The 25,618-nt window shown below is 63.6% G+C and carries 28 protein-coding genes and 1 tRNA gene; 27 read left to right on the forward strand and 2 right to left on the reverse strand.

What is annotated here, in order from left to right:
* Positions 1-215 precede the first annotated feature (215 nt).
* From AC3XQU_RS16935 to AC3XQU_RS17065, 27 genes are all read left to right on the forward strand, one after another.
* On the forward strand, positions 216-671 hold the full coding sequence (locus AC3XQU_RS16935; RefSeq protein ID WP_489875337.1) for a hypothetical protein: 456 nt from the start codon (positions 216-218) through the stop codon (positions 669-671).
* An 88-nt stretch (positions 672-759) separates the two neighbouring features.
* Positions 760-1,740 carry an NAD(P)H-quinone oxidoreductase gene (locus tag AC3XQU_RS16940; protein ID WP_489875338.1) on the forward strand — a complete coding sequence of 327 codons (981 nt, stop codon included), beginning with the start codon at positions 760-762 and terminating at the stop codon, positions 1,738-1,740.
* A gap of 116 nt (positions 1,741-1,856) precedes the next feature.
* A complete protein-coding gene (gene tpiA, locus AC3XQU_RS16945) occupies positions 1,857-2,606 on the forward strand; it encodes a triose-phosphate isomerase (protein ID WP_489875339.1) in 750 nt (249 codons plus the stop codon).
* A 73-nt stretch (positions 2,607-2,679) separates the two neighbouring features.
* On the forward strand, positions 2,680-3,168 hold the full coding sequence (gene secG, locus AC3XQU_RS16950; RefSeq protein WP_489875340.1) for a preprotein translocase subunit SecG: 489 nt from the start codon (positions 2,680-2,682) through the stop codon (positions 3,166-3,168).
* Positions 3,169-3,413: 245 nt separating this feature from the next.
* A tRNA-Leu gene (locus AC3XQU_RS16955) sits at positions 3,414-3,498 on the forward strand.
* Positions 3,499-3,780: 282 nt separating this feature from the next.
* Positions 3,781-4,140, forward strand: coding sequence for an NADH-quinone oxidoreductase subunit A (locus AC3XQU_RS16960; RefSeq protein WP_489875341.1), 360 nt, complete (start codon positions 3,781-3,783; stop codon positions 4,138-4,140).
* Positions 4,141-4,143: 3 nt separating this feature from the next.
* Positions 4,144-4,620, forward strand: coding sequence for a NuoB/complex I 20 kDa subunit family protein (locus AC3XQU_RS16965; protein WP_489875342.1), 477 nt, complete (start codon positions 4,144-4,146; stop codon positions 4,618-4,620).
* 15 nt (positions 4,621-4,635) lie between these two features.
* Positions 4,636-5,229 (forward strand): NADH-quinone oxidoreductase subunit C, encoded by a 594-nt coding sequence (locus tag AC3XQU_RS16970; RefSeq protein WP_489875343.1) that lies wholly within the window; start codon positions 4,636-4,638, stop codon positions 5,227-5,229.
* Complete coding sequence (locus AC3XQU_RS16975; RefSeq protein WP_489875344.1) at positions 5,229-6,482, forward strand: NADH-quinone oxidoreductase subunit D; 1,254 nt, start codon at positions 5,229-5,231, stop codon at positions 6,480-6,482. The genes AC3XQU_RS16970 and AC3XQU_RS16975 overlap by 1 nt, the downstream gene beginning before the upstream one ends.
* Before the next feature lie 14 nt (positions 6,483-6,496).
* Positions 6,497-6,973: an NADH-quinone oxidoreductase subunit NuoE gene (gene nuoE, locus AC3XQU_RS16980; protein ID WP_489875345.1), complete on the forward strand. Its 477-nt coding sequence runs from the start codon at positions 6,497-6,499 to the stop codon at positions 6,971-6,973.
* Positions 6,970-8,265: an NADH-quinone oxidoreductase subunit NuoF gene (nuoF, locus tag AC3XQU_RS16985; RefSeq protein WP_489875346.1), complete on the forward strand. Its 1,296-nt coding sequence runs from the start codon at positions 6,970-6,972 to the stop codon at positions 8,263-8,265. Before nuoE ends, nuoF begins: the two co-directional genes overlap by 4 nt.
* Before the next feature lie 21 nt (positions 8,266-8,286).
* Positions 8,287-10,617: an NADH-quinone oxidoreductase subunit NuoG gene (gene nuoG / locus AC3XQU_RS16990; protein WP_489875347.1), complete on the forward strand. Its 2,331-nt coding sequence runs from the start codon at positions 8,287-8,289 to the stop codon at positions 10,615-10,617.
* Positions 10,617-11,699, forward strand: a complete 1,083-nt coding sequence (gene nuoH, locus AC3XQU_RS16995; protein ID WP_489875348.1) for an NADH-quinone oxidoreductase subunit NuoH — start codon at positions 10,617-10,619, stop codon at positions 11,697-11,699. The genes nuoG and nuoH overlap by 1 nt, the downstream gene beginning before the upstream one ends.
* Before the next feature lie 12 nt (positions 11,700-11,711).
* Positions 11,712-12,200, forward strand: coding sequence for an NADH-quinone oxidoreductase subunit NuoI (gene nuoI, locus AC3XQU_RS17000; protein WP_489875349.1), 489 nt, complete (start codon positions 11,712-11,714; stop codon positions 12,198-12,200).
* A gap of 20 nt (positions 12,201-12,220) precedes the next feature.
* A complete protein-coding gene (locus AC3XQU_RS17005) occupies positions 12,221-12,904 on the forward strand; it encodes an NADH-quinone oxidoreductase subunit J (RefSeq protein ID WP_489875350.1) in 684 nt (227 codons plus the stop codon).
* Positions 12,901-13,209 carry an NADH-quinone oxidoreductase subunit NuoK gene (gene nuoK, locus AC3XQU_RS17010; protein ID WP_489875351.1) on the forward strand — a complete coding sequence of 103 codons (309 nt, stop codon included), beginning with the start codon at positions 12,901-12,903 and terminating at the stop codon, positions 13,207-13,209. Before AC3XQU_RS17005 ends, nuoK begins: the two co-directional genes overlap by 4 nt.
* A gap of 36 nt (positions 13,210-13,245) precedes the next feature.
* The gene (nuoL, locus tag AC3XQU_RS17015) at positions 13,246-15,318 is read left to right on the forward strand and encodes an NADH-quinone oxidoreductase subunit L (RefSeq protein WP_489875352.1); all 2,073 of its coding nucleotides are present in this window, start codon (positions 13,246-13,248) and stop codon (positions 15,316-15,318) included.
* Between the two features lie 26 nt (positions 15,319-15,344).
* Positions 15,345-16,841 carry an NADH-quinone oxidoreductase subunit M gene (locus AC3XQU_RS17020; RefSeq protein ID WP_489875353.1) on the forward strand — a complete coding sequence of 499 codons (1,497 nt, stop codon included), beginning with the start codon at positions 15,345-15,347 and terminating at the stop codon, positions 16,839-16,841.
* A gap of 7 nt (positions 16,842-16,848) precedes the next feature.
* Positions 16,849-18,366, forward strand: coding sequence for an NADH-quinone oxidoreductase subunit NuoN (gene nuoN, locus AC3XQU_RS17025; protein ID WP_489875354.1), 1,518 nt, complete (start codon positions 16,849-16,851; stop codon positions 18,364-18,366).
* Positions 18,367-18,370: 4 nt separating this feature from the next.
* Entirely contained in the window at positions 18,371-18,700 is a 330-nt protein-coding gene (locus AC3XQU_RS17030) for a DUF2818 family protein (RefSeq protein ID WP_489875355.1), read from the forward strand.
* A gap of 42 nt (positions 18,701-18,742) precedes the next feature.
* Positions 18,743-19,300 carry an NUDIX domain-containing protein gene (locus AC3XQU_RS17035; protein ID WP_489875356.1) on the forward strand — a complete coding sequence of 186 codons (558 nt, stop codon included), beginning with the start codon at positions 18,743-18,745 and terminating at the stop codon, positions 19,298-19,300.
* Between the two features lie 4 nt (positions 19,301-19,304).
* Positions 19,305-20,012: a hypothetical protein gene (locus AC3XQU_RS17040; protein ID WP_489875357.1), complete on the forward strand. Its 708-nt coding sequence runs from the start codon at positions 19,305-19,307 to the stop codon at positions 20,010-20,012.
* Entirely contained in the window at positions 20,009-20,755 is a 747-nt protein-coding gene (ispD, locus tag AC3XQU_RS17045) for a 2-C-methyl-D-erythritol 4-phosphate cytidylyltransferase (protein WP_489875358.1), read from the forward strand. The genes AC3XQU_RS17040 and ispD overlap by 4 nt, the downstream gene beginning before the upstream one ends.
* Positions 20,756-20,759: 4 nt before the next feature.
* Entirely contained in the window at positions 20,760-21,272 is a 513-nt protein-coding gene (ispF, locus tag AC3XQU_RS17050; RefSeq protein WP_489875359.1) for a 2-C-methyl-D-erythritol 2,4-cyclodiphosphate synthase, read from the forward strand.
* An 86-nt stretch (positions 21,273-21,358) separates the two neighbouring features.
* The gene (locus AC3XQU_RS17055) at positions 21,359-22,651 is read left to right on the forward strand and encodes an MFS transporter (protein WP_489875360.1); all 1,293 of its coding nucleotides are present in this window, start codon (positions 21,359-21,361) and stop codon (positions 22,649-22,651) included.
* Between the two features lie 3 nt (positions 22,652-22,654).
* Entirely contained in the window at positions 22,655-22,963 is a 309-nt protein-coding gene (locus AC3XQU_RS17060) for a hypothetical protein (RefSeq protein ID WP_489875361.1), read from the forward strand.
* Between the two features lie 215 nt (positions 22,964-23,178).
* Entirely contained in the window at positions 23,179-24,072 is an 894-nt protein-coding gene (locus AC3XQU_RS17065; protein ID WP_489875362.1) for an ion transporter, read from the forward strand.
* Between the two features lie 57 nt (positions 24,073-24,129).
* Here AC3XQU_RS17065 and AC3XQU_RS17070 read toward each other — a convergent pair whose 3' ends face one another.
* Positions 24,130-24,645 (reverse strand): sterol desaturase family protein, encoded by a 516-nt coding sequence (locus AC3XQU_RS17070; protein ID WP_489875363.1) that lies wholly within the window; start codon positions 24,643-24,645, stop codon positions 24,130-24,132.
* A gap of 1 nt (position 24,646) precedes the next feature.
* Positions 24,647-25,423: a fatty acid desaturase gene (locus AC3XQU_RS17075; RefSeq protein WP_489875364.1), complete on the reverse strand. Its 777-nt coding sequence runs from the start codon at positions 25,421-25,423 to the stop codon at positions 24,647-24,649.
* Positions 25,424-25,618 lie beyond the last annotated feature (195 nt).

Here is a 25,618-nt window from a genome sequence, read left to right on the forward strand (position 1 = left end):
TAATCCGCACCGGCAAGCCATTTGACGCAAATTACCCGTCGAAACGGCTTGCCATTCAAGACGGTATCTGACCCCGAAGGTGTGACCTGACCCCGAAGGTGTGACCCCGAAGGTGACCCCGAATGCGCGCGCTGTGCTAACCTGACCCCCTGGCCCGCTTCTGTTGTCGACACGTCGGACGATGCCAGGCGTGCGGCTGTCGGCGGGGGGCATTCATGATTTCCAGGCGTAAGCTCAACCACATCAGCGCGGGACTGCTCGACACCTTCATGTCGCGCTACAACGATTACGAAGGCTATTGGGCCTTCGGGGTGCTGGCGTGCGAGGCAAGAGGCGCAGCGAACCGCATCGAATTCGACTTGCTGGCCGGAGCCGCGCAGCCATGCACGCCCGCCGCGCAGCAGGTCGCGCGCAACTATGCCGATTACTTGCGCCTTGCCGCCGCCAGGCTCGGGGTAGCGCTGGAGCAGCTGGAGGCGGTCCGCATTGTGATCGCGTTCGGCCTCCCGCCCGTTGCGCCCGATCCGAACCGGCGCCAGGTGGGCGATCCGTTCAGCTGCTCGCTGCAGGTCGCCACGCGGGACGGCCGCAGCGTATGGCGCGAGAAGCTGTCGCACTGCATGCCATTCGACGCATTCCGCGGCAGCCGCAGCACGCGTTATCACGGCTGATCGCTCAGGCGTGCGCACATCTGCGCGCGCGCCCACATCTTTTTTTCGCCTCCCGTACAATTGCGGTTTTTTCAACACCGGAGCATTCATGCGCGCCATCGAGATCACTCAACCGGGCAAGCCCGAGGTCCTGCAGCCGTGCGAGCGCCCGATGCCCGTGCCCAAAGCGGGCGACGTCTTGATCAAGGTGCATGCGGCCGGTATCAACCGCCCTGACGTGCTGCAGCGCCTGGGCAAGTACCCGGTTCCGGCGGGCGCATCCGACCTGCCGGGCCTGGAAGTGGCCGGCGAAATCGTCGGCGGCGACTACGCCGCGGCCGGTTTCGAGAAGGGCGACATGGTCTGCGCGCTGGTGCAGGGCGGCGGCTATGCCGAATACTGCACTGCGCCCGCCGAGCAATGCCTGCCCGTTCCGGACGGCCTGACGCCGCTGGAAGCGGCCTCGCTGCCGGAGACTTTTTTTACCGTTTGGACAAATATTTTCGACCGCGCGCAGCTGGCGCCGGGCGAAACCCTGCTGGTGCAGGGCGGGACCTCGGGCATCGGCGTGACCGCGATCCAGCTCGCCACGGCATTGGGCCACCGCGTCTTCGCTACCGCCGGGTCGGACGAGAAATGCCGCGCCTGCGAAGCGCTGGGCGCCGAGCGCGGCATCAACTACAAGACCGAAGACTTCGCCGGGGTGGTGAAGGAGCTGACGAACGGAAAGGGCGTCGACGTCATCCTCGACATGGTCGCCGGCGACTATATCCCGCGCGAGATCGATTGCCTGGCCGACGACGGCCGCATCGCGCTAATTGCGCTGCTGGGAGGCGCCAGGGTGGAGATCGACCTGGGGCAGGTATTGCGCCGGCGCCTGTCCATCAGCGGTTCGACCCTGCGCCCGCGCCCGGTCGCCTTCAAGGCGGCGATCGCACGCCATTTGCGCGAACGCGTCTGGCCGCTGTTCGCGCAAGGCAAGCTCAAGCCGGTCATTTACCGGACTTTCCCGCTGGCGCGGGCCAGCGAAGCGCATGCGCTGATGGAGTCCAGCACGCACGTGGGCAAGATCGTGCTGGAAGTGATCTAAGCGATTGAATCAAAAAGGGAAGTGGTGGTGAAGCGGGGCCAGGATAGAAGCCCAGCCATTGTTTGACTGCCACATATTCGACCGCTAGAATAGCGGGTTATTTAAAGTGGACTCGTATGCGTTCCAAACTCGTCGTAGGTAACTGGAAGATGAACGGCAGCCGTGAAGCCAATGCGCTGCTGCTGACCGGCATTCTGGCTGGACTGGACAATGCCAAGGCGGCGGCGGCCGTATGCGTGCCGGCGCCTTACCTGTACCAGTGCCAGGACCTGCTGCAGGGCAGCGCGCTGGCCTGGGGCGCACAGGACGTGTCCTGCCAGCCGAGCGGCGCCTACACGGGCGAAGTCTGCGCGTCGATGCTGCAGGAATTCGGTTGCCGCTACGTCATCGTCGGCCATTCCGAGCGCCGCGCCTACCATAGCGAGTCGAGCGAACTGGTCGCGAAAAAAACCAAGGCCCTGCTGGACGCGGGCATGACCCCGATCGTCTGCATCGGCGAAACGCTGGAGCAGCGCGAAGCAGGGCAGACCATGCAAGTGGTGAACGAACAACTCGGCGCCGTGCTCGACAAGATCGGCCCGGATGCCGTGGACAAGATCGTGCTGGCCTACGAACCGGTGTGGGCGATCGGCACCGGCAAGACCGCCACCCCGGCCATGGCCCAGGAAGTGCACGCCGGCCTGCGCGAAAAGCTGCGCGCATGCAACGCTGCAAGCGCGGAAAAGGTATTGGTGCTGTACGGCGGCAGCATGAAGCCGGATAATGCGGCGGACCTGATGGCGCAGCCTGACATCGACGGCGGCCTGATCGGCGGCGCAGCCCTGAAGGCGGCGGATTTCCTCGCGATCATCCACGCAGCGAAATAATCGAACTCAGCAAGCATTACCGCAGTACAGAATTACCGCATTTAATCGTCGTTAACTTGGAAATGGAATTGCAATGAACACCCTGTTTAATCTGGTTATTGTCGTGCAGGTTATTTCTGCCCTGGCCATTATCGGCCTGGTGCTGGTCCAGCACGGCAAGGGCGCCGACATGGGCGCGGCCTTCGGCTCGGGCGCCTCGGGCAGCCTGTTCGGTGCCTCGGGCTCGTCGAACTTCCTGTCGAAGTCGACCGCCGTCGCGGCCGCCATCTTCTTCGCCTCGACCCTGGCGCTGGCCTATTTCAGCAACAACCGCACCGCCGGCCCCGACGGCGGCGTGATGGAGCGCGTCACCGTGCCGTCCTCGAAGGCGCCGGCCACCGGCATCCCGAGCGACATCCCGGGCGCCGGCCCGAACGCCGGCGCGACCACCGTCGTGCCTGCCAACGACATCCCGCAAACCCCGGGCGTGGCCATTCCGGCCGCACCGGGCCAGGCGGCTCCAGCGCCAGCGGCGCCTGCTGCAGCGGCTCCGGCCGCACCGGCCCCGGCGCCAACCAAGTAATTCCTCGATGTTCGTCGCACGGGCGCCGCACGCCCGTTCGCGATTAGCGGTAGAATGCGGCTCGCTGTGATTGGCGCGGGCTGGCTTCTTCCGCAGCCCGGCAAGATTTAGTACTGAATGCAAGTGATTAGCTGTAAAGATTAATCGTCAACATTAAATTGTTGAGAAATTGCGTAAATTCCTTGTGATAGCGCAATTTGTGCATTGAAAAGTAGTGCTAAAGCAGGGTAAAATACTGGTCTCCAGCCGACGTGGTGAAATTGGTAGACACGCTATCTTGAGGGGGTAGTGGCGCAAGCTGTGCGAGTTCGAGTCTCGCCGTCGGCACCAAGATACAAAGAAGCCAGCAAGGGCGCAACGAGCAAACGCTCTCCTGCCTGAGCTGGCTTTTTTTACGATTCGTGCGGCCCTGGTCGGTTCAAAAGGGCCTTGAGAAACCGTCGCGAGCGGCGGCAATGTTGGCTGAGAAGCGCAGCTGTACGCCAGTACAGCGGGCATCGCAGGCCGGCAGTGCAACGCGCAGTAGGTTGATCAGGGTCCAGCCAGGTCGTGTGGGTCGGCGCTGCATCCCTGCAGTGTTTCATTAACCGATCGTTCAATACAGGCTTCATCGTGAACCTCGAAAATTATTTCCCCGTACTTCTCTTTATTCTGGTTGGCGTCGGCGTCGGTGTCGCCCCGCAGGTGCTCGGCCGCCTGCTCGGGCCCCATCGTCCGGATGCCGCCAAGCTGTCCCCGTATGAATGCGGCTTCGAGGCCTTCGAAGACGCGCGCATGAAGTTCGACGTCCGGTATTACCTGGTCGCGATCCTGTTTATTTTGTTTGATCTGGAAACGGCATTCTTCTTCCCATGGGGCGTCTCGATGCGCGAACTGGGCTGGACCGGCTTTGTCACGATGATGGTGTTTATCGCCGAATTCGTGGTCGGTTTCTGGTACATCTGGAAGAAAGGTGCCCTTGATTGGGAATAAGCCATGGCTATTGAAGGCGTATTAAACGAAGGTTTCATTACCACGTCAGCCGATAAGCTGATCAACTGGGCGCGCACCGGGTCGATGTTCCCGATGACGTTCGGCCTGGCGTGCTGCGCGGTCGAGATGATGCATGTGGGCGCAGCCCGCTACGATCTCGACCGTTTTGGCATTGTGTTCCGCCCATCGCCGCGCCAGTCGGACGTCATGATCGTGGCCGGCACGCTGTGCAACAAGATGGCGCCGGCACTGCGCAAGGTGTACGACCAGATGGCCGAGCCGCGCTGGGTCATTTCCATGGGTTCCTGCGCCAACGGCGGCGGCTATTACCACTACTCGTACTCGGTGGTGCGCGGTTGCGACCGCATCGTCCCTGTCGACGTCTACGTGCCGGGTTGCCCGCCGACCGCGGAAGCCCTGCTGTACGGCATCATGCAGCTGCAGAACAAGATCAAGCGCACCAACACCATCGCGCGCTAAGAACAGCGAAACACCATGACGACTAAACTCGAAACCCTTGAACTCGCCCTGAAAAATGCACTGGGCGAGGGCGTCGCGATCAGCTCGGCGCTGGGCGAAGTGACTGTGGTGGTCAAGGCCGCCGACTATCTCGCTTCGATGCAGGCCCTGCGCGACAACCCGGCGCTCAAGTTCGAAGAACTGATCGACTTGTGCGGTGTCGACTATTCCCAATATGGGGAAGGGACCTGGGACGGCCCGCGTTTCGCCGTCACCACCCACCTGCTGTCGCTCGAGCACAACTGGCGCGTGCGCGTGCGCGTGTTCTGCCTTGATGACGACATGCCGCTGGTCGAATCGGTAACAAGCATCTGGCGCGCCGCCAACTGGTACGAGCGCGAAGCGTTTGACTTGTTCGGCATCCTGTTCGACGGCCACGGCGACCTGCGCCGCATCCTGACCGACTACGGCTTCATCGGCCATCCGTTCCGCAAGGACTTCCCGATCACGGGCTATGTCGAGATGCGCTACGACCCTGAACAGAAACGCGTGATTTACCAGCCGGTGACGATCGAACCGCGCGAGAACATCCCGCGCGTGATCCGCGAAGAAACCTACGGGACGAAATAATGGCTGAGCTTAAGAATTACACCCTGAACTTTGGTCCGCAGCACCCGGCAGCGCACGGCGTGCTGCGCCTGGTGCTGGAGCTGGACGGCGAAGTCATCCAGCGCGCCGACCCGCATATCGGCCTGCTGCACCGCGGCACCGAGAAGCTGGCCGAGACCCGCACCTACCTGCAGTCGGTTCCGTACATGGACCGCCTGGACTACGTGTCGATGATGTGCAACGAGCACGGCTACGTGCTGGCAGTGGAAAAACTGCTGGGCGTGGAAGCCCCGGTGCGCGCGCAGTACATCCGCGTCATGTTCGACGAGATCACCCGTATCCTGAACCACCTGATGTGGCTGGGCGCGCACGCGCTCGACATCGGCGCCATGGGTCCTTTCCTGTACGCCTTCCGCGACCGCGAAGACCTGTTCGACGTCTACGAGGCAGTGTCGGGCGCGCGCATGCACGCGGCCTACTACCGCCCGGGCGGCGTGTATCGCGACCTGCCGGACTTCATGCCGCAGCACAAGGAGTCGCCGATCCGCTCGCGCAAGGCGATCGACGCCCTGAACGCGGACCGCCAGGGTTCGGTGCTGGACTTCATCGAAGCCTTCACCAAGCGCTTCGACGGCTATGTCGACGAATACGAAACCCTGCTGACCGACAACCGTATCTGGAAGCAGCGCACGGTCGGCATCGGCGTGGTTTCGCCGGAAGACGCGAAAGCCATGGGGTTCACCGGCGCGATGCTGCGCGGCTCGGGCGTGGCCTGGGACCTGCGCAAGCAGCAGCCGTATGCCGTGTACGACAAGATGGACTTCGATATCCCGGTGGGCACCAACGGCGACTCGTACGACCGCTACCTGGTGCGCATGGAAGAGATGCGCCAGTCGAACCGCATCATCAAGCAGTGCGTGGCCTGGCTGCGCGTGAACGCCGGTCCGGTGATGATCGACAACCACAAGATCGTGCCGCCGAACCGGATGGACATGAAGTCCAACATGGAATCGCTGATCCACCACTTCAAGCTCTTCACCGAAGGCTTCCACGTGCCGGAAGGCGAGGCGTATGCCGCGATCGAGCACCCGAAGGGCGAGTTCGGCATCTACATCGTCTCGGACGGCGCCAACAAGCCCTACCGCCTGAAGATCCGTACCCCGGACTACGCCCACCTGCAAAGCCTGGACGAAATGGCGCGCGGCCACATGATCGCGGATGCCGTCACCATCATCGGCACCCAGGACATCGTGTTCGGCAGTATCGACAGGTAAGAAGGACAAAGAATATGTTATCGCAGCAGTGCTACCAAAAAATCGATCGCGAGCTGGCCAAGTACCCAGCCGATCAACGCCAGTCGGCCGTGATGGCCTCGCTGGCCCACGCCCAGGTCGAACTGGGCTGGCTGTCGCCTGAGACCATGCAGGAAGTCGCCGACTACATCGGCATGCCGGCCATCGCCGTGCAGGAAGTGGCGACCTTCTACAACATGTACAACATCAAGCCGGTCGGCCAGCACAAGATCACCGTGTGCACCAACCTGCCGTGCGCGCTGTCGGGCGGCGAGCACGCCGCCAAGCGCATCAAGGACGCGCTCGGCATCGGCTTCCGCGACACCACCGCCGACGGCAAGTTCACCTTGCTCGAAGGCGAGTGCATGGGCGCCTGCGGCGACGCACCGGTGATGCTGGTGAATAACCACCGCATGTGCTCGTTCATGAGCGACGACAAGATCGACGCCCTGCTTGAGGAACTGAACAAATGACCAGCCTGCACGACCGTCACATCAATCCGCTGATCCTCAAGGACCTCAACGGCGAGAACTGGCACCTGGCCGACTACGTCAAGCGTGGCGGCTATTCGGCGCTGCGCAAGATTATCGAAGAAGGCATCTCGCCGGAACAGATCATCGCCGACCTCAAGGCCTCGGGCCTGCGCGGCCGCGGCGGCGCCGGTTTCCCGACCGGCCTGAAGTGGAGCTTCATGCCGCGCCAGTACCCTGGCCAGAAATACCTCGTCTGCAATACCGACGAAGGCGAGCCGGGTACCTTCAAGGACCGCGACATCATGCGCTACAACCCGCATGCGCTGATCGAAGGCATGGCCATCGGCGCCTACGCGATGGGCATCACCGTGGGCTACAACTACATCCACGGCGAGATCTTCGCGGAGTACCTGCGCTTCGAGGAAGCGCTGGAAGAGGCGCGCGCCGCCGGGTACCTAGGCGATAACATCCTGGGCTCGCAGTTCAGCTTCCAGCTGCACGCGCACCACGGCTACGGCGCCTATATCTGCGGCGAAGAAACCGCGCTGCTCGAGTCTTTGGAGGGCAAGAAGGGCCAGCCGCGCTTCAAGCCGCCGTTCCCGGCCTCGTTCGGCCTGTACGGCAAGCCGACCACGATCAACAACACCGAGACCTTCGCTGCGGTCCCGTTCCTGCTGAACATGGGACCGGAGAACTACATGGCGCTCGGTAAGCCGAACAACGGCGGCACCAAGATCTTCTCGATCTCGGGCGACGTCGAGCGTCCGGGCAACTACGAAGTCCCGCTGGGCACCCCGTTCGCCAAGCTGATGGAGCTGGCCGGCGGTATGCGCGGCGGCAAGAAGATCAAGGCCGTGATTCCCGGCGGTTCGTCGGCGCCGGTGGTGCGCGGCGAGGTCATGATGGACACCGACCTCGACTACGACTCGATCGCCAAGGCCGGCTCGATGCTGGGTTCGGGCGCCGTGATCGTCATGGACGAAACCCGCTGCATGGTCAAGTCGCTGCTGCGCCTGTCGTACTTCTATTACGAAGAATCCTGCGGCCAGTGCACGCCTTGCCGCGAAGGCACCGGCTGGATGTACCGCATGGTGCACCGCATTGAAAACGGCAAGGGCCGTCCGGAAGACATGGACCTGCTGAACAACATCGCCTTCAACATCAAGGGCCGCACCATTTGCGCCCTGGGTGACGCGGCCGCGATGCCAGTGGAAGCGATGATCAAGAACTTCCGCGAGGAATTCGAATATCACATCGAGCACAAGCACTGCCTCGTGCCCGCATACCTTTAAACCAGGTCAGGTAACGATCAAATGGTTGAAATTGAATTAGACGGCAAAAAAGTCGAAGTCGCACCGGGTTCCATGGTGATGGACGCCGCAAACAAACTCGGAACCTACATTCCGCACTTCTGCTATCACAAGAAATTGTCGATCGCTGCGAACTGCCGCATGTGCCTGGTCGAAGTGGAGAAGGCGCCGAAACCGATGCCTGCCTGCGCTACGCCAGTCTCGCCCGGCATGATCGTGCGCACCCACAGCGACAAGGCTGTGCAGGCGCAGAAGTCGGTGATGGAATTCCTGCTGATTAACCACCCGCTGGATTGCCCGATCTGCGACCAGGGCGGCGAATGCCAGCTGCAGGACCTGGCCGTCGGCTACGGCAAGAGCAATTCGCGCTACGACGAAGAAAAGCGCGTGGTGGCCCCGAAAGAAGCCGGCCCCCTGATCTCGATGGAAGAGATGGCGCGCTGCATCCAGTGCACCCGCTGCGTGCGTTTCGGCCAGGAAGTGGCCGGCGTCATGGAATTCGGCATGGTCGGCCGCGGCGAGCATTCGGAAATCACGACCTTTGTCGGCAAGACCGTCGACTCGGAAGTGTCGGGCAACATGATCGACCTGTGCCCGGTCGGCGCGCTCACCAGCAAGCCTTTCCGCTTTTCCGCGCGTCCATGGGAACTGCAGCGCCGCAAGTCGATCTCGCCGCACGATTCGCTCGGCACCAACCTGATCGTCCAGGTCAAGGGCGGCAAGGTCATGCGCGTGCTGCCGCTGGAAAACGAAGCCATCAACGAATGCTGGCTGTCCGATAAAGACCGCTTCTCGTACGAGGCGCTGGACAATGCCGACCGCTTGATCAATCCAATGATCAAGCAGGGCGGACAATGGCAGGAAACCGACTGGCAGACCGCGCTTGAATACGTGGCCCACGGCCTGCGCAACATTCGTCATGAACACGGCGCCGACAGCATCGCTGCCGTGGCCACCGCGCACTCGACCGTCGAAGAGCTGTACCTGCTCAACAAGACCATGCGCGGCATCGGTTCCGACAACATCGACTTCCGCCTGCGCCAGAGCGATTTCTCGATGGACGGCCAGGTCACGCCATGGCTGGGCATGCCGATCGCCGACATCTCCAGGCTCAAGCGTGCACTGGTCATCGGTTCGTCGCTGCGCAAGGACCATCCGCTGGTCGCCACCCGCCTGCGCGCCGCCACCAAGAGCGGCGCCAAGCTCTCGCTGCTGCAAGCCGCGGACGACGATCTGTTGATGCCGATCGCCAATAAACTGATCGCCGCACCGACCGACTGGCTCGCTGCATTGTCCGAAGTCGTGTCGGCCGTCGCTGCCGCCAAGGACAGCGCAGCACCTGGTGGCTTCGAGAACGTGCAAGCCGGTCCTGCCGCCAAGGCGATCGCCGCGACCCTGGTCGGCGTCGACACGCCGGGCGCCGTGCTGCTGGGTAACGCCGTATCGCACCACCCGCAAGCTGCGCAGATCCACGCTGCGGCGCAATGGATCGCCGAACAGACCGGCTGCAGCTTCGGTTATTTCGTCGAAGCGGCCAACACGGTCGGCGGCTACCTGGTGGGCGCCACCGGCAAGGGCGAGGCTGCATTCGCCACCCCGAAAAAAGCCTATGTGCTGCTGCACGCGGAACCGGAACTCGATAGCGCCAACCCGCAGCAGGCACGTGCGGCCCTGGATGGCGCCGAGATGGTCGTCGCCATGTCCTCGTTCAAGCACGGCATGGACTACGCCGACGTGCTGTTGCCGATCGCGCCGTTCAGCGAGACCGCCGGTACCTTCGTGAACTGCGAAGGCCGTGCACAGAGCTTCAACGGCACCGTGAAACCGCTGGGCGAGACCCGTCCGGCCTGGAAAGTGCTGCGCGTGCTGGGCAACCTGCTGGGCCTGTCCGGCTTCGATTACGAGACCTCGGAATCGATCCGCGACGAAGCGCTGGGCAAGGGCGTCACCGACCATGCGAACAAGCTGAGCAACGTGGGCAAGCTGGCGCCGAGCGCCGGTTCGTACGCCGCCGCCGGCCAGCTCGAGCGCGTCACCGACGTGCCGATCTATTTCACCGATGCGCTGGCCCGCCGTTCCGAGCCGCTGCAGCGCACCGCCGACGCGAATGCGCCGCTGGTGTCGCTGTCGAAAGCCGTCGCCGAGCAGCTGGGCGTGAACGCGGGCGACCGCGTGCGCGTCTCGCAAGGTAGCGGCAGCGCCGTGCTGGTGGCCAACGTGGATGCCCGCCTGCCGTCGAACGCAGTGCGCGTCGCCGCCGGCCACCCGGCGGTCGCCACCCTCGGTGCGATGTTTGGTGCAATCAATGTAGAAAAAGCAGGGGAGGGCAAGTAATGGCACAGCCCGGTTATATCGATAGTTTTTACGAGTTCGGCGCCGCCAGCCCCATCGCGCCGGTCTGGCCAGTGATCTGGACCGTGATCAAGATCCTGTGCGTGCTGCTGCCGCTGATGGGCCTGGTCGCCTACGCCACCCTGTGGGAGCGCAAGCTGATCGGCTGGATCCAGATCCGCGTCGGCCCGAACCGTGTCGGTCCTGGCGGCCTGCTGCAGCCGATCGCCGATGCGCTCAAGCTGCTGCTCAAGGAGATCGTGATCCCGACCAAGGCCACCACCAGCCTGTTCGTGATCGGTCCGGTCATGACCATCATGCCGGCGCTGGCCGCCTGGTCGGTGGTCCCCTTCGGCCCGGGCGCCGCCCTGGCCAACGTGAATGCCGGCCTGCTCCTGCTGCTGGCGATCACGTCGATGGAAGTCTACGGCATCATCATCGCCGGCTGGGCCTCGAACTCGAAGTACTCCTTCATGGGCGCGATGCGCGCCTCGGCCCAGATGATTTCCTACGAAATCCCGATGGGCTTCGTGATGGTCGTGGTGCTGATGGTCTCGGGCAGCCTGAACTTCTCGGACATCGTGCTGGGCCAGCAGGCCGGCACCTTCGCCGCCATGGGCCTGAACTTCCTGTCGTGGAACTGGCTGCCGCTGTTCCCGCTGTTCGTGATCTATTTCGTCTCCGGCCTGGCCGAATGTAACCGCCACCCGTTCGACGTGGTGGAAGGCGAGTCGGAAATCGTCGCCGGCCACATGGTCGAGTACTCGGGCATGTCCTACGCGATGTTCATGCTGGCGGAATACGCCAACATGATCCTGATCGCCACGCTGGCCGCGATCATGTTCCTGGGTGGCTGGTCGGCGCCGTTCGGTTTCCTCGAATTCGGCGCGTTCGGTGGCTTCTTCTGGCTGTTCGCGAAGATGTTCATCCTGGTCTCGCTGATGATCTGGGTCCGCGGCACCTTCCCGCGCTACCGCTATGACCAGATCATGCGCCTGGGCTGGAAAGTATTCATTCCGCTGACCCTGATCTGGCTCGTTCTCGTCGCAGGCTGGATGCAGACGCCGTGGAACATCTGGAAGTAAGAGAAGAGAAAAATGAATCGAGTGAAAGAAATCCTCGGCAGCCTCATGCTGACCGAACTCTTCAAGGGCCTGGCCCTGACCGGCAAGTACGCGCTGTCGCGCAAGATCACGGTCCAGTACCCTGAAGAGAAGACGCCGATGTCGAACCGCTTCCGCGGCCTGCACGCGCTGCGCCGCTACCCCAACGGGGAAGAGCGCTGCATCGCCTGCAAGCTGTGCGAAGCCGTCTGCCCGGCCATGGCCATCACGATCGAGTCGGCGCAGCGCGAAGACGGCACCCGCCGCACCACGCGCTACGACATCGACCTGACCAAGTGCATCTTCTGCGGCTTCTGCGAAGAGTCCTGCCCGGTCGACTCCATCGTCGAAACCCACGTGCTGGAATACCACGGCGAAAAGCGCGGCGATCTCTACTACACCAAAGAGATGCTGCTGGCCGTGGGCGACCGCTACGAAGCCGACATCGCCGCCGCCCGTGAGGCGGACGCGAAGTTCCGCTAATAAGAAAAGGCTGTCAAGTCATGGAATTTACAACTGGTTTGTTCTACGTGTTCGCGGCCATCATGGTGCTGGCCTCGTTGCAAGTGATTACCACCAAGAACCCGGTCTATGCCGCGCTGTTCCTGGTGCTCGCGTTCTTCAACGCGGCCGGCATCTGGATGCTGCTCAAGGCCGAGTTCCTGGCCATCGTGCTGGTGCTGGTCTATGTCGGCGCCGTGATGGTGCTGTTCCTGTTCGTCGTCATGATGCTCGACATTAACGTCGACCGCATGCGCGAAGGCTTCTGGGGCTACCTGCCCGTGGCTTCGGCCATCGGCGCCCTGATCGTGCTGGAGATGGCCGCCGTCCTGTGGCGCGGTTTCCTCGGTTTCGAGCAGTCGGCCGAAGCCGCCGCCGCCAACATCGGCGGCACCAAGGAACTGGGCCTGCTGATCTACACCAAGTACATCTACGGCTTCGAGATCGCCGCCGTGATCCTCTTGGTGGCGATCATCGCCGCAGTCGCCCTGACCCTGCGCAAGCGCAAGGACACCAAGGCCATCGACCCGGGCCTGGCCGTGCGCGCCAAGCGCAACGACCGCCTGCGCATCGTGAAGATGGACGCGGTCAACCAGCGCGCCCTCGATGCGGCCTCAAACGAGGCAGCTGCCCAGGCCGCCGCTGCGGCAGCACCAGCACCAGCCGTACCGAAGGAGACCCCATGACTTTGTCGCTCGCACACTACCTGATCCTGGGCGCGATCCTGTTCGCGATCTCGATCGTGGGCATCTTCCTGAACCGGAAGAACATCATCATCCTGCTGATGGCCATCGAACTGATGCTGCTGGCGGTGAACCTGAACTTCATCGCGTTCTCGCACTACATGGGCGACGCGGCGGGGCAGATCTTCGTGTTCTTCATTTTGACCGTCGCGGCCGCCGAATCGGCGATTGGCCTGGCGATCCTGGTGGTCCTGTTCCGCAACCTGGACACGATCAATGTGGAAGATCTCGACAGCCTCAAGGGCTGACGGGTTTCGGTACAACAATAACGACTAAGGTTCACTATGGCGGGGCAACTCTCTTCCTCAATGCTGCTCGCGGTGCCGCTGGCGCCGCTCGCAGGCTCGGCGATCGCCGGCCTGCTGGGTACGAAATTCTTTGGCAACGTGGTCGGCCGCAAGGTCTCCCACACGGCAACCATCCTCGGCGTCCTGATCGCGCTGATCATCTCGGTCCAGACCCTGATGGCCGTGCTGGACGGCGCGCCGGTCTTCAACCAGGACATCTACACCTGGATGAACGTGGCCGGCCTCAAGCTGGCGGTCGGCTTCCAGATCGACACGCTGTCGGCCATGATGATGTGCGTGGTGACCTCGGTGTCGCTCATGGTGCACATCTACACGATCGGCTACATGGCCGAGGACGAAGGCTATAACCGCTTCTTCTCGTACATCTCGCTGTTCACCTTCGCGATGCTGATGCTGGTCATGTCCAACAACTTCCTGCAGCTGTTCTTCGGCTGGGAAGCGGTGGGCCTGGTCTCTTACCTGCTGATCGGCTTCTGGTACACCCGCCCGACGGCGATCTTCGCCAACATGAAGGCCTTCCTGGTCAACCGCGTCGGCGACTTCGGCTTCATCCTTGGTATCGGCCTGCTGCTGGCCGCCGCCGGCTCGATGCAGTACGACGAAGTGTTCGCCAAGAGCGCGACGCTGGCCACGATGACCGTGCCGGGCACCGGCTGGCCGCTGCTCACCGCCGCCTGCATCTGCCTGTTCATCGGCGCGATGGGCAAGTCGGCCCAGTTCCCGCTGCACGTCTGGCTGCCGGACTCGATGGAAGGCCCGACCCCGATCTCGGCACTGATCCACGCCGCGACCATGGTTACCGCCGGCATCTTCATGGTGGCGCGCATGTCGCCGCTGTTCGAGCTGTCCGATACCGCTTTGAGCTTCGTGATCGTGATCGGTTCGATCACCGCGCTGTTCATGGGCTTCCTGGGCATCATCCAGAACGACATCAAGCGCGTCGTCGCTTACTCGACCCTGTCGCAGCTGGGCTACATGACCGTCGCGCTGGGCGCCTCGGCCTATTCGGTGGCCGTGTTCCACCTGATGACCCACGCCTTCTTCAAGGCGCTGCTGTTCCTGGGCGCGGGCTCGGTCATCATCGGCATGCACCACGACCAGGACATGCGCAACATGGGCGGCCTGCGCAAGTACATGCCGATCACCTGGATCACGTCGCTGCTCGGTTCGCTGGCCCTGATCGGCACCCCGTTCTTCTCGGGCTTCTACTCGAAGGACTCGATCATCGAAGCGGTGCACGCCTCGAACATCCCGGGCGCCGGCTTCGCCAACTTCGCGGTGCTGGCAGGGGTGTTCATCACGGCCTTCTACTCGTTCCGCATGTACTTCATGGTCTTCCATGGCGAGTCGCGCTGGAACCATCCGGTCAAGCACAGCGAAGGCCACGATTCGGACGCGCACCACGAAGAAGACGCGCACGACGACCATCACGACGACCACCATCATCACGGCCTGCAGCCGGGCGACAAGCCGCACGAGTCGCCGCTGGTCGTGACCCTGCCGCTGATCCTGCTGGCGATTCCTTCGGTGATCATCGGCTACCTGGCGATCGGCCCGATGCTGCACGGCGACTTCTTCAAGGACGTGATCTTCGTCGGCGAGAACCACACCGCCATGAAGACCCTGAGCGAAGAATTCCACGGCGCTGCCGCGATGGCGATCCATGGCCTCTCGACCGCGCCGTTCTGGCTGGCGCTGGCAGGTGTCGTTGCCGCCTACTACTGCTACATGGTCAACCCGCGCGTTCCGGCCTGGTTCTACGACAAGTTCAAGTTCCTGCACACCCTGCTGGACAACAAGTACTACATGGACAAGTTCAACCAGGCAGTCTTCGCAGGCGGCGCACGCGCCGTCGGCGGCGGCCTGTGGAAGGTGGGCGACCGCGGCCTGATCGACGGCCTGCTGGTCAACGGCTCGGCCAAGCTGGTCGGCTGGTTCTCGACCGTCGTGCGCAACCTCCAGACGGGTTACATCTACCACTACGCGTTCTTCATGATCGCTGGCGTGCTGGCGACCCTGCTGTACTTCTTCCCGTTCTGGCGCGGTTAATCAGGCCAAGATAAGAAAAGCGAAAAATGATGCAGTCAATTTCTACATTTCCTCCTTACCTGAGCCTGTCGATCTGGCTCCCGATCGTCTTCGGCCTGATCGTGCTGGCCGTGGGCCGCGAAGGCAACAAGGGCCTGACCCGGATGCTGGCCCTGGTCGGCGCCGTCGTCAGCCTGCTGCCGACACTGCCCCTGATCGCCAACTTCGACAATGCCGCCCACGGCATGCAGTTCTATGAAGCGGCAGCCTGGATCGAGCGCTTCAATGTGTTCTACAAGCTCGGGGTCGACGGCCTGTCGCTGTGGTTCGTGCCGCTGACCGCCTTCATCACCATCATCGTGGTGCTGGCGGCCTGGCAGGTGATCGACGAGCGCGTCGGCCAGTACATGGGTTCCTTCCTGATCCTGTCGGGCCTGATGATCGGCGTGTTCGCCTCGATGGACGGCCTGCTGTTCTACTTCTTCTTCGAAGCCACCCTGATTCCGATGTACATCATCATCGGCGTGTTCGGCGGCCCGAACCGGGTGTATGCGGCATTCAAGTTCTTCCTGTACACGTTCTTCGGCTCGCTGCTGACCCTGGTCGCGATCGTCTACCTGTACAACGCTTCGGGCTCCTTCGACATCCTCGAGTGGCACAAGCTGCCGCTGACGATGAGCGAGCAGATCCTGATCTTCATCGCCTTCTTCATGGCCTTTGCCGTGAAGGTGCCGATGTGGCCGGTGCACACCTGGCTGCCGGACGCCCACGTGGAAGCGCCGACCGGCGGTTCCGTTGTGCTGGCCGCGATCATGCTCAAACTCGGCGCCTACGGCTTCCTGCGCTTTTCGCTGCCGATCACCCCGGACGCCTCGCACTACCTGGCGCCCGCCGTCATCGTGCTGTCCCTGATCGCCGTGATCTACATCGGCCTGGTGGCCCTGGTCCAGAAGGACATGAAGAAGCTGGTGGCCTACTCGTCGATCGCCCACATGGGTTTCGTGACCCTGGGCTTCTTCATCTTCAACGACATGGGCGTGCAGGGCGGCCTGATGCAGGCGATCTCGCACGGCTTCGTGTCGGGCGCGATGTTCCTGTGCATCGGCGTGCTGTACGACCGCGTGCACTCGCGTGAAATCGCCGACTACGGCGGGGTCGTGAACACCATGCCGAAGTTCGCTGCGTTTGCCGTGCTGTTCTCGATGGCCAATGCCGGCCTGCCCGCCACCTCGGGCTTCATCGGCGAATTCATGGTCATCCTGGGCGCCACCCAGTTCAACTTCTGGACCGGCCTGCTGGCGGGCACCGCGCTGATCCTGGGCGCCGCCTACTCGCTGTGGATGGTCAAGCGCGTCGTGTTCGGCCCGATCGGCAACAAGCATGTCGCCGAGCTCACCGACCTGAACGGCCGCGAGTTCGCCATCCTGGGCGTGCTGGCCATCGCCACCCTGTGGATGGGCCTGTATCCGGCGCCGATCGCCGAAACGCTGCAGGTCTCGGTCTCGGACCTCTTGCAACACGTCGCAGTCAGCAAAGTGCCTTAAATAAGCCATGAACGAAATGAACTCCACCCTGCTAGCGGCGACCGACACCAACCTGGTGCCGGTCTATGCCGAAATCTTCCTGCTGGTCGCGGCTTCCGCGATCCTCTTGATCGACATGTTCCTGAAAGAGGGCAAGCGCAACCTGACCTACGCGCTGACCCTCCTGACCATCGCCGGCTGCGCCGTGTTCACCCTGGCCGACTTCAACTCGGGCGCAACGGTGTACACCTTCAGCGGCATGTATGTGTCCGACCCGATGGGCAACCTGCTCAAGCTGTTCACCTACCTGGCCACCGCCATGACCCTGGTGTATTCGCGCCAGTACTCGGGCGAGCGGGGCATGATGTCCGGTAACCTGGGCGGCGAGTTCTACGTGCTCGCGCTGTTCTCGATGCTCGGCCAGATGATCATGATCTCGGGTAACAGCATGCTGTCGCTCTACCTGGGCCTGGAACTGATGTCGCTGTCGCTGTACGCGCTGGTGGCCCTGCGCCGCGACCATGCCGTCTCGACCGAAGCCGCGATGAAGTACTTCATCCTGGGCGCACTGGCCTCGGGCTTCCTGCTGTATGGCATTTCGATGATCTACGGCGCCACCGGTTCGCTCGACATCACCGCCATCGGCCAGCTGACCGCCGACAAGGCCGTACGCAACAACACCATCCTGGTCTTCGGACTGGTGTTCGTGGTCGCCGGCCTGGCCTTCAAGCTCGGCGCCGTGCCTTTCCACATGTGGGTGCCGGACGTCTACCAGGGCTCGCCGACCGCGGTCACGCTGCTGCTGGGCGGTGCGCCGAAGCTGGCCACGCTGGCCATGACTTTCCGCATCCTAGTCGAGGCGCTGCCTGGCTTCGCTTTCGACTGGCAGCAGATGCTGATGGTGCTGGCCGTGCTGTCGCTGGCGATCGGCAACATCACCGCGATCGCCCAGACCAACATCAAGCGCATGCTGGCCTATTCGACCATCGCGCAGATGGGCTTCGTGCTGCTGGCGCTCTTGACCGGCGTGGTCGACGGCGACAACACCGATGCCGCCTCGTCGTACAGCGCCGCCATGTACTACATGATCACCTATGTGCTGACCACGGTCGGCAGCTTCGGCCTGATCATGATGCTGGCGCGCGCCGGCCACGAAGCCGAGCACATTGCCGACTTCAAGGGCCTCGGCAAGCGCAGCCCATGGTTCGCGATCGTCATGACCATCCTGATGTTCTCGCTGGCAGGCGTGCCGCCGATGGTCGGCTTCATGGCCAAGTGGGCCGTGCTGCAAGCCGTGGCCAATGCCGGCATGGTGTGGCTGGCGATCGTCGCCGTGATGTTCTCGCTGGTGGGCGCCTATTACTACCTGCGTATCGTCAAGACCATCTGGTTCGACGACGCTGCCGACACGGCCGCCATCCACACCCCGGCCGACATGCGCGTCGTGATGTCGGTCAACGGCCTGGCCGTGGTGGTGCTCGGCATCATCCCGGGCTGGCTGCTGGCGGTGTGCTACAGCGCCATGCAGGCAACCCTCGCAAAATAAGCCGGTGGATTCTTCCCTGGCCGTCTGGCTGGTGGTCGCGATCTCCCTCGCGGCCGCCAACCTGCCTTTCCTCAGCGAGCGCGTGCTGGGTCTCGTTCCACTCAAGACCCGCAGCGCCGCCGGCGGCACTGCGCGCACGAAGCCGCTCCCGCTGCGCCTGCTCGAATTAATTGTCTTATACTTTATCGTCGGCTTTCTCGCGCGCCTGCTGGAGTCCGGCATCGGCGGCGTGTTCAAGCAGGGCTGGGAGTTCTATGCGATTACCGGGTGTTTTTTCCTGGTACTGGCGTTTCCCGGTTTCGTCTGGCAGTACCTGCGCAAGCGCCGTTCGTAGGGTGGCCGGCGCAGCCGCCCACCCACCTACAACGGAGCCTGCATGACGGTCAATCTCAATGAAACCCGCATCGACGGCGGCGTCGTCTACGACGGCCCCTTCCTCAAGGTCGAACGCGACCAGGTACGCCTGCCGGACGGCTCGATCTCCCACCGCGAACTGATCCGCCACCCCGGCGCGGTCGTGATCCTGCCGCTGCTGCCCGACGGCCGCGTGCTGCTGGAGCGCCAGTTTCGCTATCCCAACAGGCAGGTGTTCGTCGAATTCCCGGCCGGTAAAATCGACCCGGGCGAGGATCACCTCGATTGCGCCAAGCGCGAGCTCGAAGAAGAGACCGGCTATACCGCCGCCAAATGGCGCTTCGTCTGCACGATCCACAATGCGATTGCCTATTCCGACGAGCATCTGGAACTGTTCCTGGCCGAAGACCTGACGGCAGGGCAGCAAAAACTCGACGACGGCGAATTCCTCGAGACCTTTACCGCCACCGTGCCCGAGCTGCTCGGCATGGTCCAGCGCGGCGAGATCACCGACGTGAAGACCATCATCGGGACCTTCTGGCTCGAGAAAATCCTGCTTGGTACCTGGAATCCCGCCTGAAGAAATGAAGCGCCTGCTTGCGTTCGTGCTCCTGTGCTGCGCGCTGGCCGCCGCGCCTGCGCAGGCCGCGGCCCGCACCGCGTTCCAGGCGGCCTGCGAGGACACGATCGGCGAAAGCCTGTCGGTGCTGACCGGCACCCAGAACGGCTTTCGCATCGATAACACGGTCGGCTACCGCTCGCTGACGGTGATGAAAGGCGGCGCCCGGCCCGGGCAGTACGTGCTGGGGCTGACGCGCACCGAGTCGCACGTGAGCATCACTGCCGGGGGGCGCCTGCTGGTGGATCCGGCCAGCGGCTATGAATGCATCGCGCCGCACATCGAGGTCAAGCTCTACTACCCGCCGATCGTCGTGTACGTCAGCCGCGAATTCGCGCCCAGTTCCTGCGCCTACCAGGAAGTGCTGGCCCACGAGATGCGCCACCTGAACACCTACCTGGGCCACCTGCCGCAGGCCGAGGCCCGGGTGCGCCTGGCGCTCAAGCGCCGCTTCGAGGACAAGCCGCTGTATGCGCGCACCGGCCAGGCGCAACAGCTGCTGCAGCGCGAGATCGACCGCGGCTGGATGCCGTATATCAAGAGCGAAATGGCCAAGGTCGAAGCGATGCAGGCAGCCATCGACTCGCCCCAGGAATATGCCCGGCTGGGCAAGGTTTGCGGAGGTGAGGTACAGTCTTTGCTCCGACCCACCCGAACCCGCAATCCATCATGACGAACCCATCCGCTTCCAAGCCAGCAGCGCGCTACATCGCCCTGATCCCGGCAGCCGGGGTTGGCGCGCGCATGGGGGCGAGCAGCCCCAAGCAATACCTGCAGCTGGCCGGTCGGCCGATGCTGCGCCACACGCTCGACGCCTTCGTGTCGAGCCCGCTCATCGCCCATACCTATGTAGTGGTGAGCGCGGACGACCCGGTCATCGATTCCATCGTGCCGGCGCGTGGTGTGACCGTGCTGCGCCATGGCGGCGCCAGCCGCATGGACTCGGTGCGCAACGGCCTGCTGGCCCTGCACGGCATCCTGCACGAGGACGACTGGGTGCTGGTGCACGATGCGGCGCGGCCAGGGCTGGATGCGGAACTCATCGAGCGCCTGATCGTCGAAACAGGTGAGCATCCCGCCGGCGGCCTGCTGGCCTTGCCGGTGGTCGACACGGTCAAGCGCAGCGTCGCCGATGAGGTAGCGACCGTGTCGCGCGACGGCCTCTGGCTGGCCCAGACGCCGCAGATGTTCCGCTACCACCTGCTGAGCCGCGCCCTGGACGCGGCCACCGACCCATCCATGATTACCGACGATGCAAGTGCGGTTGAAGCGCTGGGACTGGCCCCCAAGTTGGTGGAAGGGCACCCGCGCAACCTGAAAGTCACGCTGCCTGCCGACATCCGGATTGCCGAGATGTACCTGGCCGCTTACCGCCCCCAGACGCAAGCCGACACGCAACCTGAACAGAAAAACTGAACCTATGGCACTAGCTTCCTATAATCCCGCACCGCCGTTCCGCATCGGAACCGGCTACGACTGCCACGCACTGGTCGAAGGGCGCAAGCTCATCGTCGGCGGCGTGACCATCCCGCATCGCCTGGGCCTGCTCGGCCATTCGGATGCCGACGTGCTGCTGCACGCCATCATCGATTCGCTGCTGGGCGCCGCCGCGCTGGGCGATATCGGCAAGCATTTCCCGGACACCGATCCGATGTTCGCCGGGGCCGATTCGCGCACGCTGCTGCGCGAAGTCGGGCACCGCGTGGTGGCCACCGGCTACACCATCGGCAACATCGACGCGACCATCATCGCGCAGGCGCCGAAGATGGCGCCGCACATCCCGCATATGGTGTCGCGGATCGCCGAAGACCTGGGCGTGTCGCCCCAGCAGGTGAACATCAAGGCCAAGACCAACGAGAAGCTCGGCTTCCTCGGGCGCGAAGAAGGCATGGCGGCGGAATCGGTGGCAATGCTGATCCGCGCGGCGGAATAGGGCGTTTTTTAATGTCGCTCTGTCATGTGCGTGCATATGCACTATAATCGGCCGGATGGGCAATCCGCCTGTTCGAGGAGCCGCACATGACATCCCCTCCGGCCATTGCCCCCGCCGCCCCGGCATCCATGACGCCGCGTGCGGCCTGGATGCTGATCCTCGCCGCCAGCGCGATCCTGATGATCACGATGGGCGCGCGCCTGACCACGGGGCTGTTCCTGTCCCCGATCAATACCTCGACGGGTCTCGGCATTGCGTCCATCAGCTTCGCGATGGCGGTGGCCCAGCTCATGTGGGGCGCCTCGCAGCCGGTGTTCGGCGCCATCGCCGACAAATACGGCCCGGCGAGGGTCATCATCGTCGGCGGGCTCATGCTGGCCGTGGGCACCGCCGCCACGCCTTTCGTCGACTCGCAGTGGGGCCTGATCGTGACCATGGGCCTGCTCTCGGCGGCAGGCGCAGGGGCGGGCAGCTTCTCGATCCTGATCGGCGCCACCGCCCAGCGCCTGCCCGCCGAGCGCCGCGCCTTTGCGTCCGGCTTCATCAATGCGGGCGGCTCCTTCGGCCAGTTCGTGTTCGCGCCGCTGATGCAGGCGATCATCGCCAGCGCGGGCTGGGTCGCGGCCATGCTGACGATGGCGGCCTCGACCTTGCTGACCATTCCGCTCGCACTCGGGATGCGTGGCAAGAAGCCATCGATTCCGGCGGTGCAGGGCAGCGCAGCCGGCGCCAGCCCCGCCGTGGCGCCGGCGCCCGCAGGCATCTCGCTCACCGAGCAATTGCGCCAGGCGGCGCGCGACCGCTCCTACCTGTGCCTGCACCTGGGCTTTTTCACCTGCGGCTTCCACATTGCCTTCCTGGTGACCCACCTGCCGGGCGAAGTCGCCCTGTGCGGCCTGCCGGCCGGCGTCTCGGCCACGGCGCTCGCGCTGATCGGCCTGTTCAACATCGCAGGCAGCCTGGCGGCCGGCGCGCTGGCCACCCGCTACCGCATGAAGTCGCTGCTGGCCGTCATCTATGCCAGCCGCGCCGTCATCATCGTGCTCTACCTGCTGGCGCCCAAGACCGCGCTGACCTTCTACCTGTTCGCCGGCGCGCTCGGCTTCACCTGGCTGGCCACCGTGCCGCCCACCGCGGGCCTGGTGGGCAAGCTGTTCGGCATGCGCTACCTGGCCACGCTGTTCGGCATGACCCTGCTGTCGCACCAGATCGGCGGCTTCTTCGGCGCCTGGCTGGGGGGCCTGAGTTTTGTCCGCTTCGGCGACTACAGCTGGATGTGGTACGCCGACATCCTGCTGGCCGTGGCCGCCGCCCTGGTCAACCTGCCGATCCGCGAGCAGCCTGTGGTGCGTCCGGCGCTGGCGCCGGCGAAGGGCTGAGCGGTGGCGCGCGAGAGCTGGCTGTATCGCGAGGTGGCGGTCGAATCGAAGCCCGATCCCCGCACCGGCCGGCTGCGCATCCGGCCGGTGCCCGGCCAGGCCTATGCGTCCTCGCTGCGGGTGCAGTGCTCGCGCCAGCTGGTCGACCCCGAACGCTATCCGGCCGGCACGCGCTTCCTGCTGTCGGCCAAGCTGACCGACCGCCAGGGCGGCGAGCCCTTCCTGTATGCCTGGCACGGCGACCCGGTGGACGTGATGAGCGCCGGCCGGCTCAAGCGCTTTTTAGAAGAGCGGCGGCGCTTGCGGATCTAGGAATCGCCGACTGTCTGGTAGCGCATCCTTGCTGAATTGGTTAACATCGAACGCCCAAGACCGACCAGGAGAATGATATGGCCACAAGGAACATCGCCGTCATCGTTGGTAGCCTGCGCCAGGAGTCGTTCACGCGCAAGTTCGCCTTTGCCGCCTGGGGCGAGCGCCATGCCCGGTGATCCGATCGCGCGGCCTGGCCCACATCGCATGCGGCGATGAAGGCCGCCAGCGCAGCACCTGGCAAGCGCCAGCCGGCCCGCTACGGGCGTCCGGCCGGCGGCTGGCGCGCCCGCCTGTACGATGTGATCTTCGAGAGCGACACCCCGGCCGGCCGCCGCTTCGACATCCTGCTGGTGGCCGCGATCCTGCTCAGCATCCTGGTGGTGGTCCTCGAGAGCGTGCCGGCCATCGGCAAGCAGCATGCGGACGTCATGTACGTACTCGAGTGGGCCTTCACCCTGCTGTTCACCGCCGAATACCTTGCGCGCCTGGCCTGCGTACGCCGGCCGCTGCGCTATGCCACCAGCTTCTTCGGCATCGTCGACCTGCTGTCGGTGCTGCCCACCTATGTTTCGCTGCTAGTGCCGGGCAGCCAGGCCCTGCTCGACATCCGCATCCTGCGCCTGCTGCGCGTCTTCCGCATCTTCAAGCTCACCCTCTACATCGAGGAATACACCCGCCTGGCCGAAGCCCTGGCCAACAGCCGGCGCAAGATCATGGTGTTCCTGTCGGTGGTGCTGATGGCGGTGCTGATCCTGGGCACCTTGATGTATGTGGTGGAGGGGCCCGAACATGGCTTCACCAGCATTCCCACCGCCATGTACTGGGCGATCGTGACCATGACCACGGTGGGATACGGCGACATCACGCCCCAGACCACACTGGGCAAGGGCATTGCCTCGTTCATGATGCTGCTCGGCTGGGGCATCCTGGCGGTGCCCACGGGGATCGTGACCGCCGAGATGACGGCGATGCGCGTGGACCGCCGCCACGGCCTGCGCGCGGCGCGCACCTGTACGGATTGCGGCAGCGGCGACCACGATGCCGGTGCGCAGTATTGCAAGGATTGCGGGGCGGCCTTGCCTGCGGCGCTGGAGCCCGAGCCTTAGGGCGGCGCGCCGGAGGTCTTATATGCGGCTATGCAGGCGGCTGCCGGACAAGTGCGATCACACCCCTGATGAATACCGGCTCTGGTCTTCCGGGGCGCCGGAAGAGGCGCGGGTGTTTTCTTGCAGTTTCTTCTTGAGCTGAGCGGCTGGCTCGGCATAGATGAATCCGAATGACACGCAGCCATCACGCCCCTTCACCGCGTGATGCAAGCGGTGGGCCTGGTAGACGCGCTTCAGGTAGCCGTTGCGCGGCACATACTTGAAGGGCCAGCGCTGGTGCACCAGACCGTCATGCATGAAGAAATACAGCATGCCATACGTCGTCAGGCCTACGGCGATCCAATACAGAGGCCGGAACCAATTGGCGCCGACAAACAGTGCAATCGCGAACACGGTAAAAACAATCGCATAGAGATCGTTTTTCTCGAGCATACCGTCATGCGGTTCATGATGGGACCGATGCCAGCCCCAGCCCCATCCGTGCATGATGTGCTCATGCGACCAGGCTGCAAACCATTCCATGAACGCGACGGTTCCCACCACGAGCAGGATGGGGATGAGGTAATGCAACATGCTATCCATTCTCGACCTTACAAGATTCCGCGTTGATTGCCGACCGGCGCTGCGCCGGCAGTTTCCACCACGGCACCCATGGCGTGTCGTGATGCTCGTGATGGTAGCCGAAATGGAAGCAGGTCAGCAGGGAGACGACATGCGACAGGTCATTGCTGCGGGCGCGGTGCCGATCGGCGAACGGTGTTCCGTCGACACGGTGCGGGCGATACGTGCCGAAGTAGAACAGTTGCACGGATGAGAGCAGCGCCGGCAATGCCCAGAACACCAGCATGGTCGGGAAGCGCTCGCGCAGGATCAAGAGGTAGGTGACGACGGCGATGGTCAGCAAGCCGAATTCGCGCCAGCTGAAATAGTGGCGGAAGAACTTGAAGTACCACGGCCAGAAGCTGCGTGGATGATCGATGTCGAAATCGGGATCGGCGGCCGTGCCGGCATGGCGATGGTGGGCATGGTGGTTTTCATAGAGCTTGTCGTACGAAAAACCGGCATAGATGAAGACACAGAAGCAGCCAATGGCACGGTTGAGCCATGGATAGCGCGGCGCCAGCGAGCCGTGCATCGTATCGTGGGCGACAATGAACAAGCCGACGCTCAGCCAGCACTGCAGGGCAATGACGAGAGGCGCGGCGAGCCAGAGCCGCGCGGACGTCCAGTCGACCAGGAAGATCGCGCTGACATGCACAGCCAGCCAGGCGCCGACAACCAGGCCGGCAAGCATCAGCCCGACCGTGGTCGTCGCGCTGCCGACCCGGCTTTCGTTCGTCGGTGTCACCATATTGGACATCCATCACACCCAGGTCTTGACGTGGACACGGCAGGGCCAGCGTCGTGCCTACGATCGCAAGGGCCCATCAACCCATGATCATAGCAGATCGATCGGATCTTCCGCGCGCCGCAGCACCCGCGCCAGGCCCGTCCATAAGACTGGCGAGACCTGTTCAGCCATTCCTCGGCGGCGCCAGGGACACCG

Source organism: Telluria sp. AZSoR62, assembly GCF_058111565.1.

Excerpts from the sequence above, each read along its gene's own strand:
- AC3XQU_RS16935 (WP_489875337.1), top strand. The coding sequence starts at position 216 with ATGATTTCCAGGCGTAAGCTCAACCACATCAGCGCGGGACTGCTCGAC.
- AC3XQU_RS16940 (WP_489875338.1), top strand. The coding sequence starts at position 760 with ATGCGCGCCATCGAGATCACTCAACCGGGCAAGCCCGAGGTCCTGCAG.
- tpiA (WP_489875339.1), top strand. The coding sequence starts at position 1,857 with ATGCGTTCCAAACTCGTCGTAGGTAACTGGAAGATGAACGGCAGCCGT.
- secG (WP_489875340.1), top strand. The coding sequence starts at position 2,680 with ATGAACACCCTGTTTAATCTGGTTATTGTCGTGCAGGTTATTTCTGCC.
- AC3XQU_RS16965 (WP_489875342.1), top strand. The coding sequence starts at position 4,144 with ATGGCTATTGAAGGCGTATTAAACGAAGGTTTCATTACCACGTCAGCC.
- AC3XQU_RS16970 (WP_489875343.1), top strand. The coding sequence starts at position 4,636 with ATGACGACTAAACTCGAAACCCTTGAACTCGCCCTGAAAAATGCACTG.
- AC3XQU_RS16975 (WP_489875344.1), top strand. The coding sequence starts at position 5,229 with ATGGCTGAGCTTAAGAATTACACCCTGAACTTTGGTCCGCAGCACCCG.
- nuoE (WP_489875345.1), top strand. The coding sequence starts at position 6,497 with ATGTTATCGCAGCAGTGCTACCAAAAAATCGATCGCGAGCTGGCCAAG.
- nuoF (WP_489875346.1), top strand. The coding sequence starts at position 6,970 with ATGACCAGCCTGCACGACCGTCACATCAATCCGCTGATCCTCAAGGAC.
- nuoG (WP_489875347.1), top strand. The coding sequence starts at position 8,287 with ATGGTTGAAATTGAATTAGACGGCAAAAAAGTCGAAGTCGCACCGGGT.
- nuoH (WP_489875348.1), top strand. The coding sequence starts at position 10,617 with ATGGCACAGCCCGGTTATATCGATAGTTTTTACGAGTTCGGCGCCGCC.
- nuoI (WP_489875349.1), top strand. The coding sequence starts at position 11,712 with ATGAATCGAGTGAAAGAAATCCTCGGCAGCCTCATGCTGACCGAACTC.
- AC3XQU_RS17005 (WP_489875350.1), top strand. The coding sequence starts at position 12,221 with ATGGAATTTACAACTGGTTTGTTCTACGTGTTCGCGGCCATCATGGTG.
- nuoK (WP_489875351.1), top strand. The coding sequence starts at position 12,901 with ATGACTTTGTCGCTCGCACACTACCTGATCCTGGGCGCGATCCTGTTC.
- nuoL (WP_489875352.1), top strand. The coding sequence starts at position 13,246 with ATGGCGGGGCAACTCTCTTCCTCAATGCTGCTCGCGGTGCCGCTGGCG.
- AC3XQU_RS17020 (WP_489875353.1), top strand. The coding sequence starts at position 15,345 with ATGATGCAGTCAATTTCTACATTTCCTCCTTACCTGAGCCTGTCGATC.
- nuoN (WP_489875354.1), top strand. The coding sequence starts at position 16,849 with ATGAACGAAATGAACTCCACCCTGCTAGCGGCGACCGACACCAACCTG.
- AC3XQU_RS17035 (WP_489875356.1), top strand. The coding sequence starts at position 18,743 with ATGACGGTCAATCTCAATGAAACCCGCATCGACGGCGGCGTCGTCTAC.
- AC3XQU_RS17040 (WP_489875357.1), top strand. The coding sequence starts at position 19,305 with ATGAAGCGCCTGCTTGCGTTCGTGCTCCTGTGCTGCGCGCTGGCCGCC.
- ispD (WP_489875358.1), top strand. The coding sequence starts at position 20,009 with ATGACGAACCCATCCGCTTCCAAGCCAGCAGCGCGCTACATCGCCCTG.
- ispF (WP_489875359.1), top strand. The coding sequence starts at position 20,760 with ATGGCACTAGCTTCCTATAATCCCGCACCGCCGTTCCGCATCGGAACC.
- AC3XQU_RS17055 (WP_489875360.1), top strand. The coding sequence starts at position 21,359 with ATGACATCCCCTCCGGCCATTGCCCCCGCCGCCCCGGCATCCATGACG.
- AC3XQU_RS17065 (WP_489875362.1), top strand. The coding sequence starts at position 23,179 with ATGAAGGCCGCCAGCGCAGCACCTGGCAAGCGCCAGCCGGCCCGCTAC.
- AC3XQU_RS17070 (WP_489875363.1), bottom strand. The coding sequence starts at position 24,645 with ATGTTGCATTACCTCATCCCCATCCTGCTCGTGGTGGGAACCGTCGCG.
- AC3XQU_RS17075 (WP_489875364.1), bottom strand. The coding sequence starts at position 25,423 with ATGGTGACACCGACGAACGAAAGCCGGGTCGGCAGCGCGACGACCACG.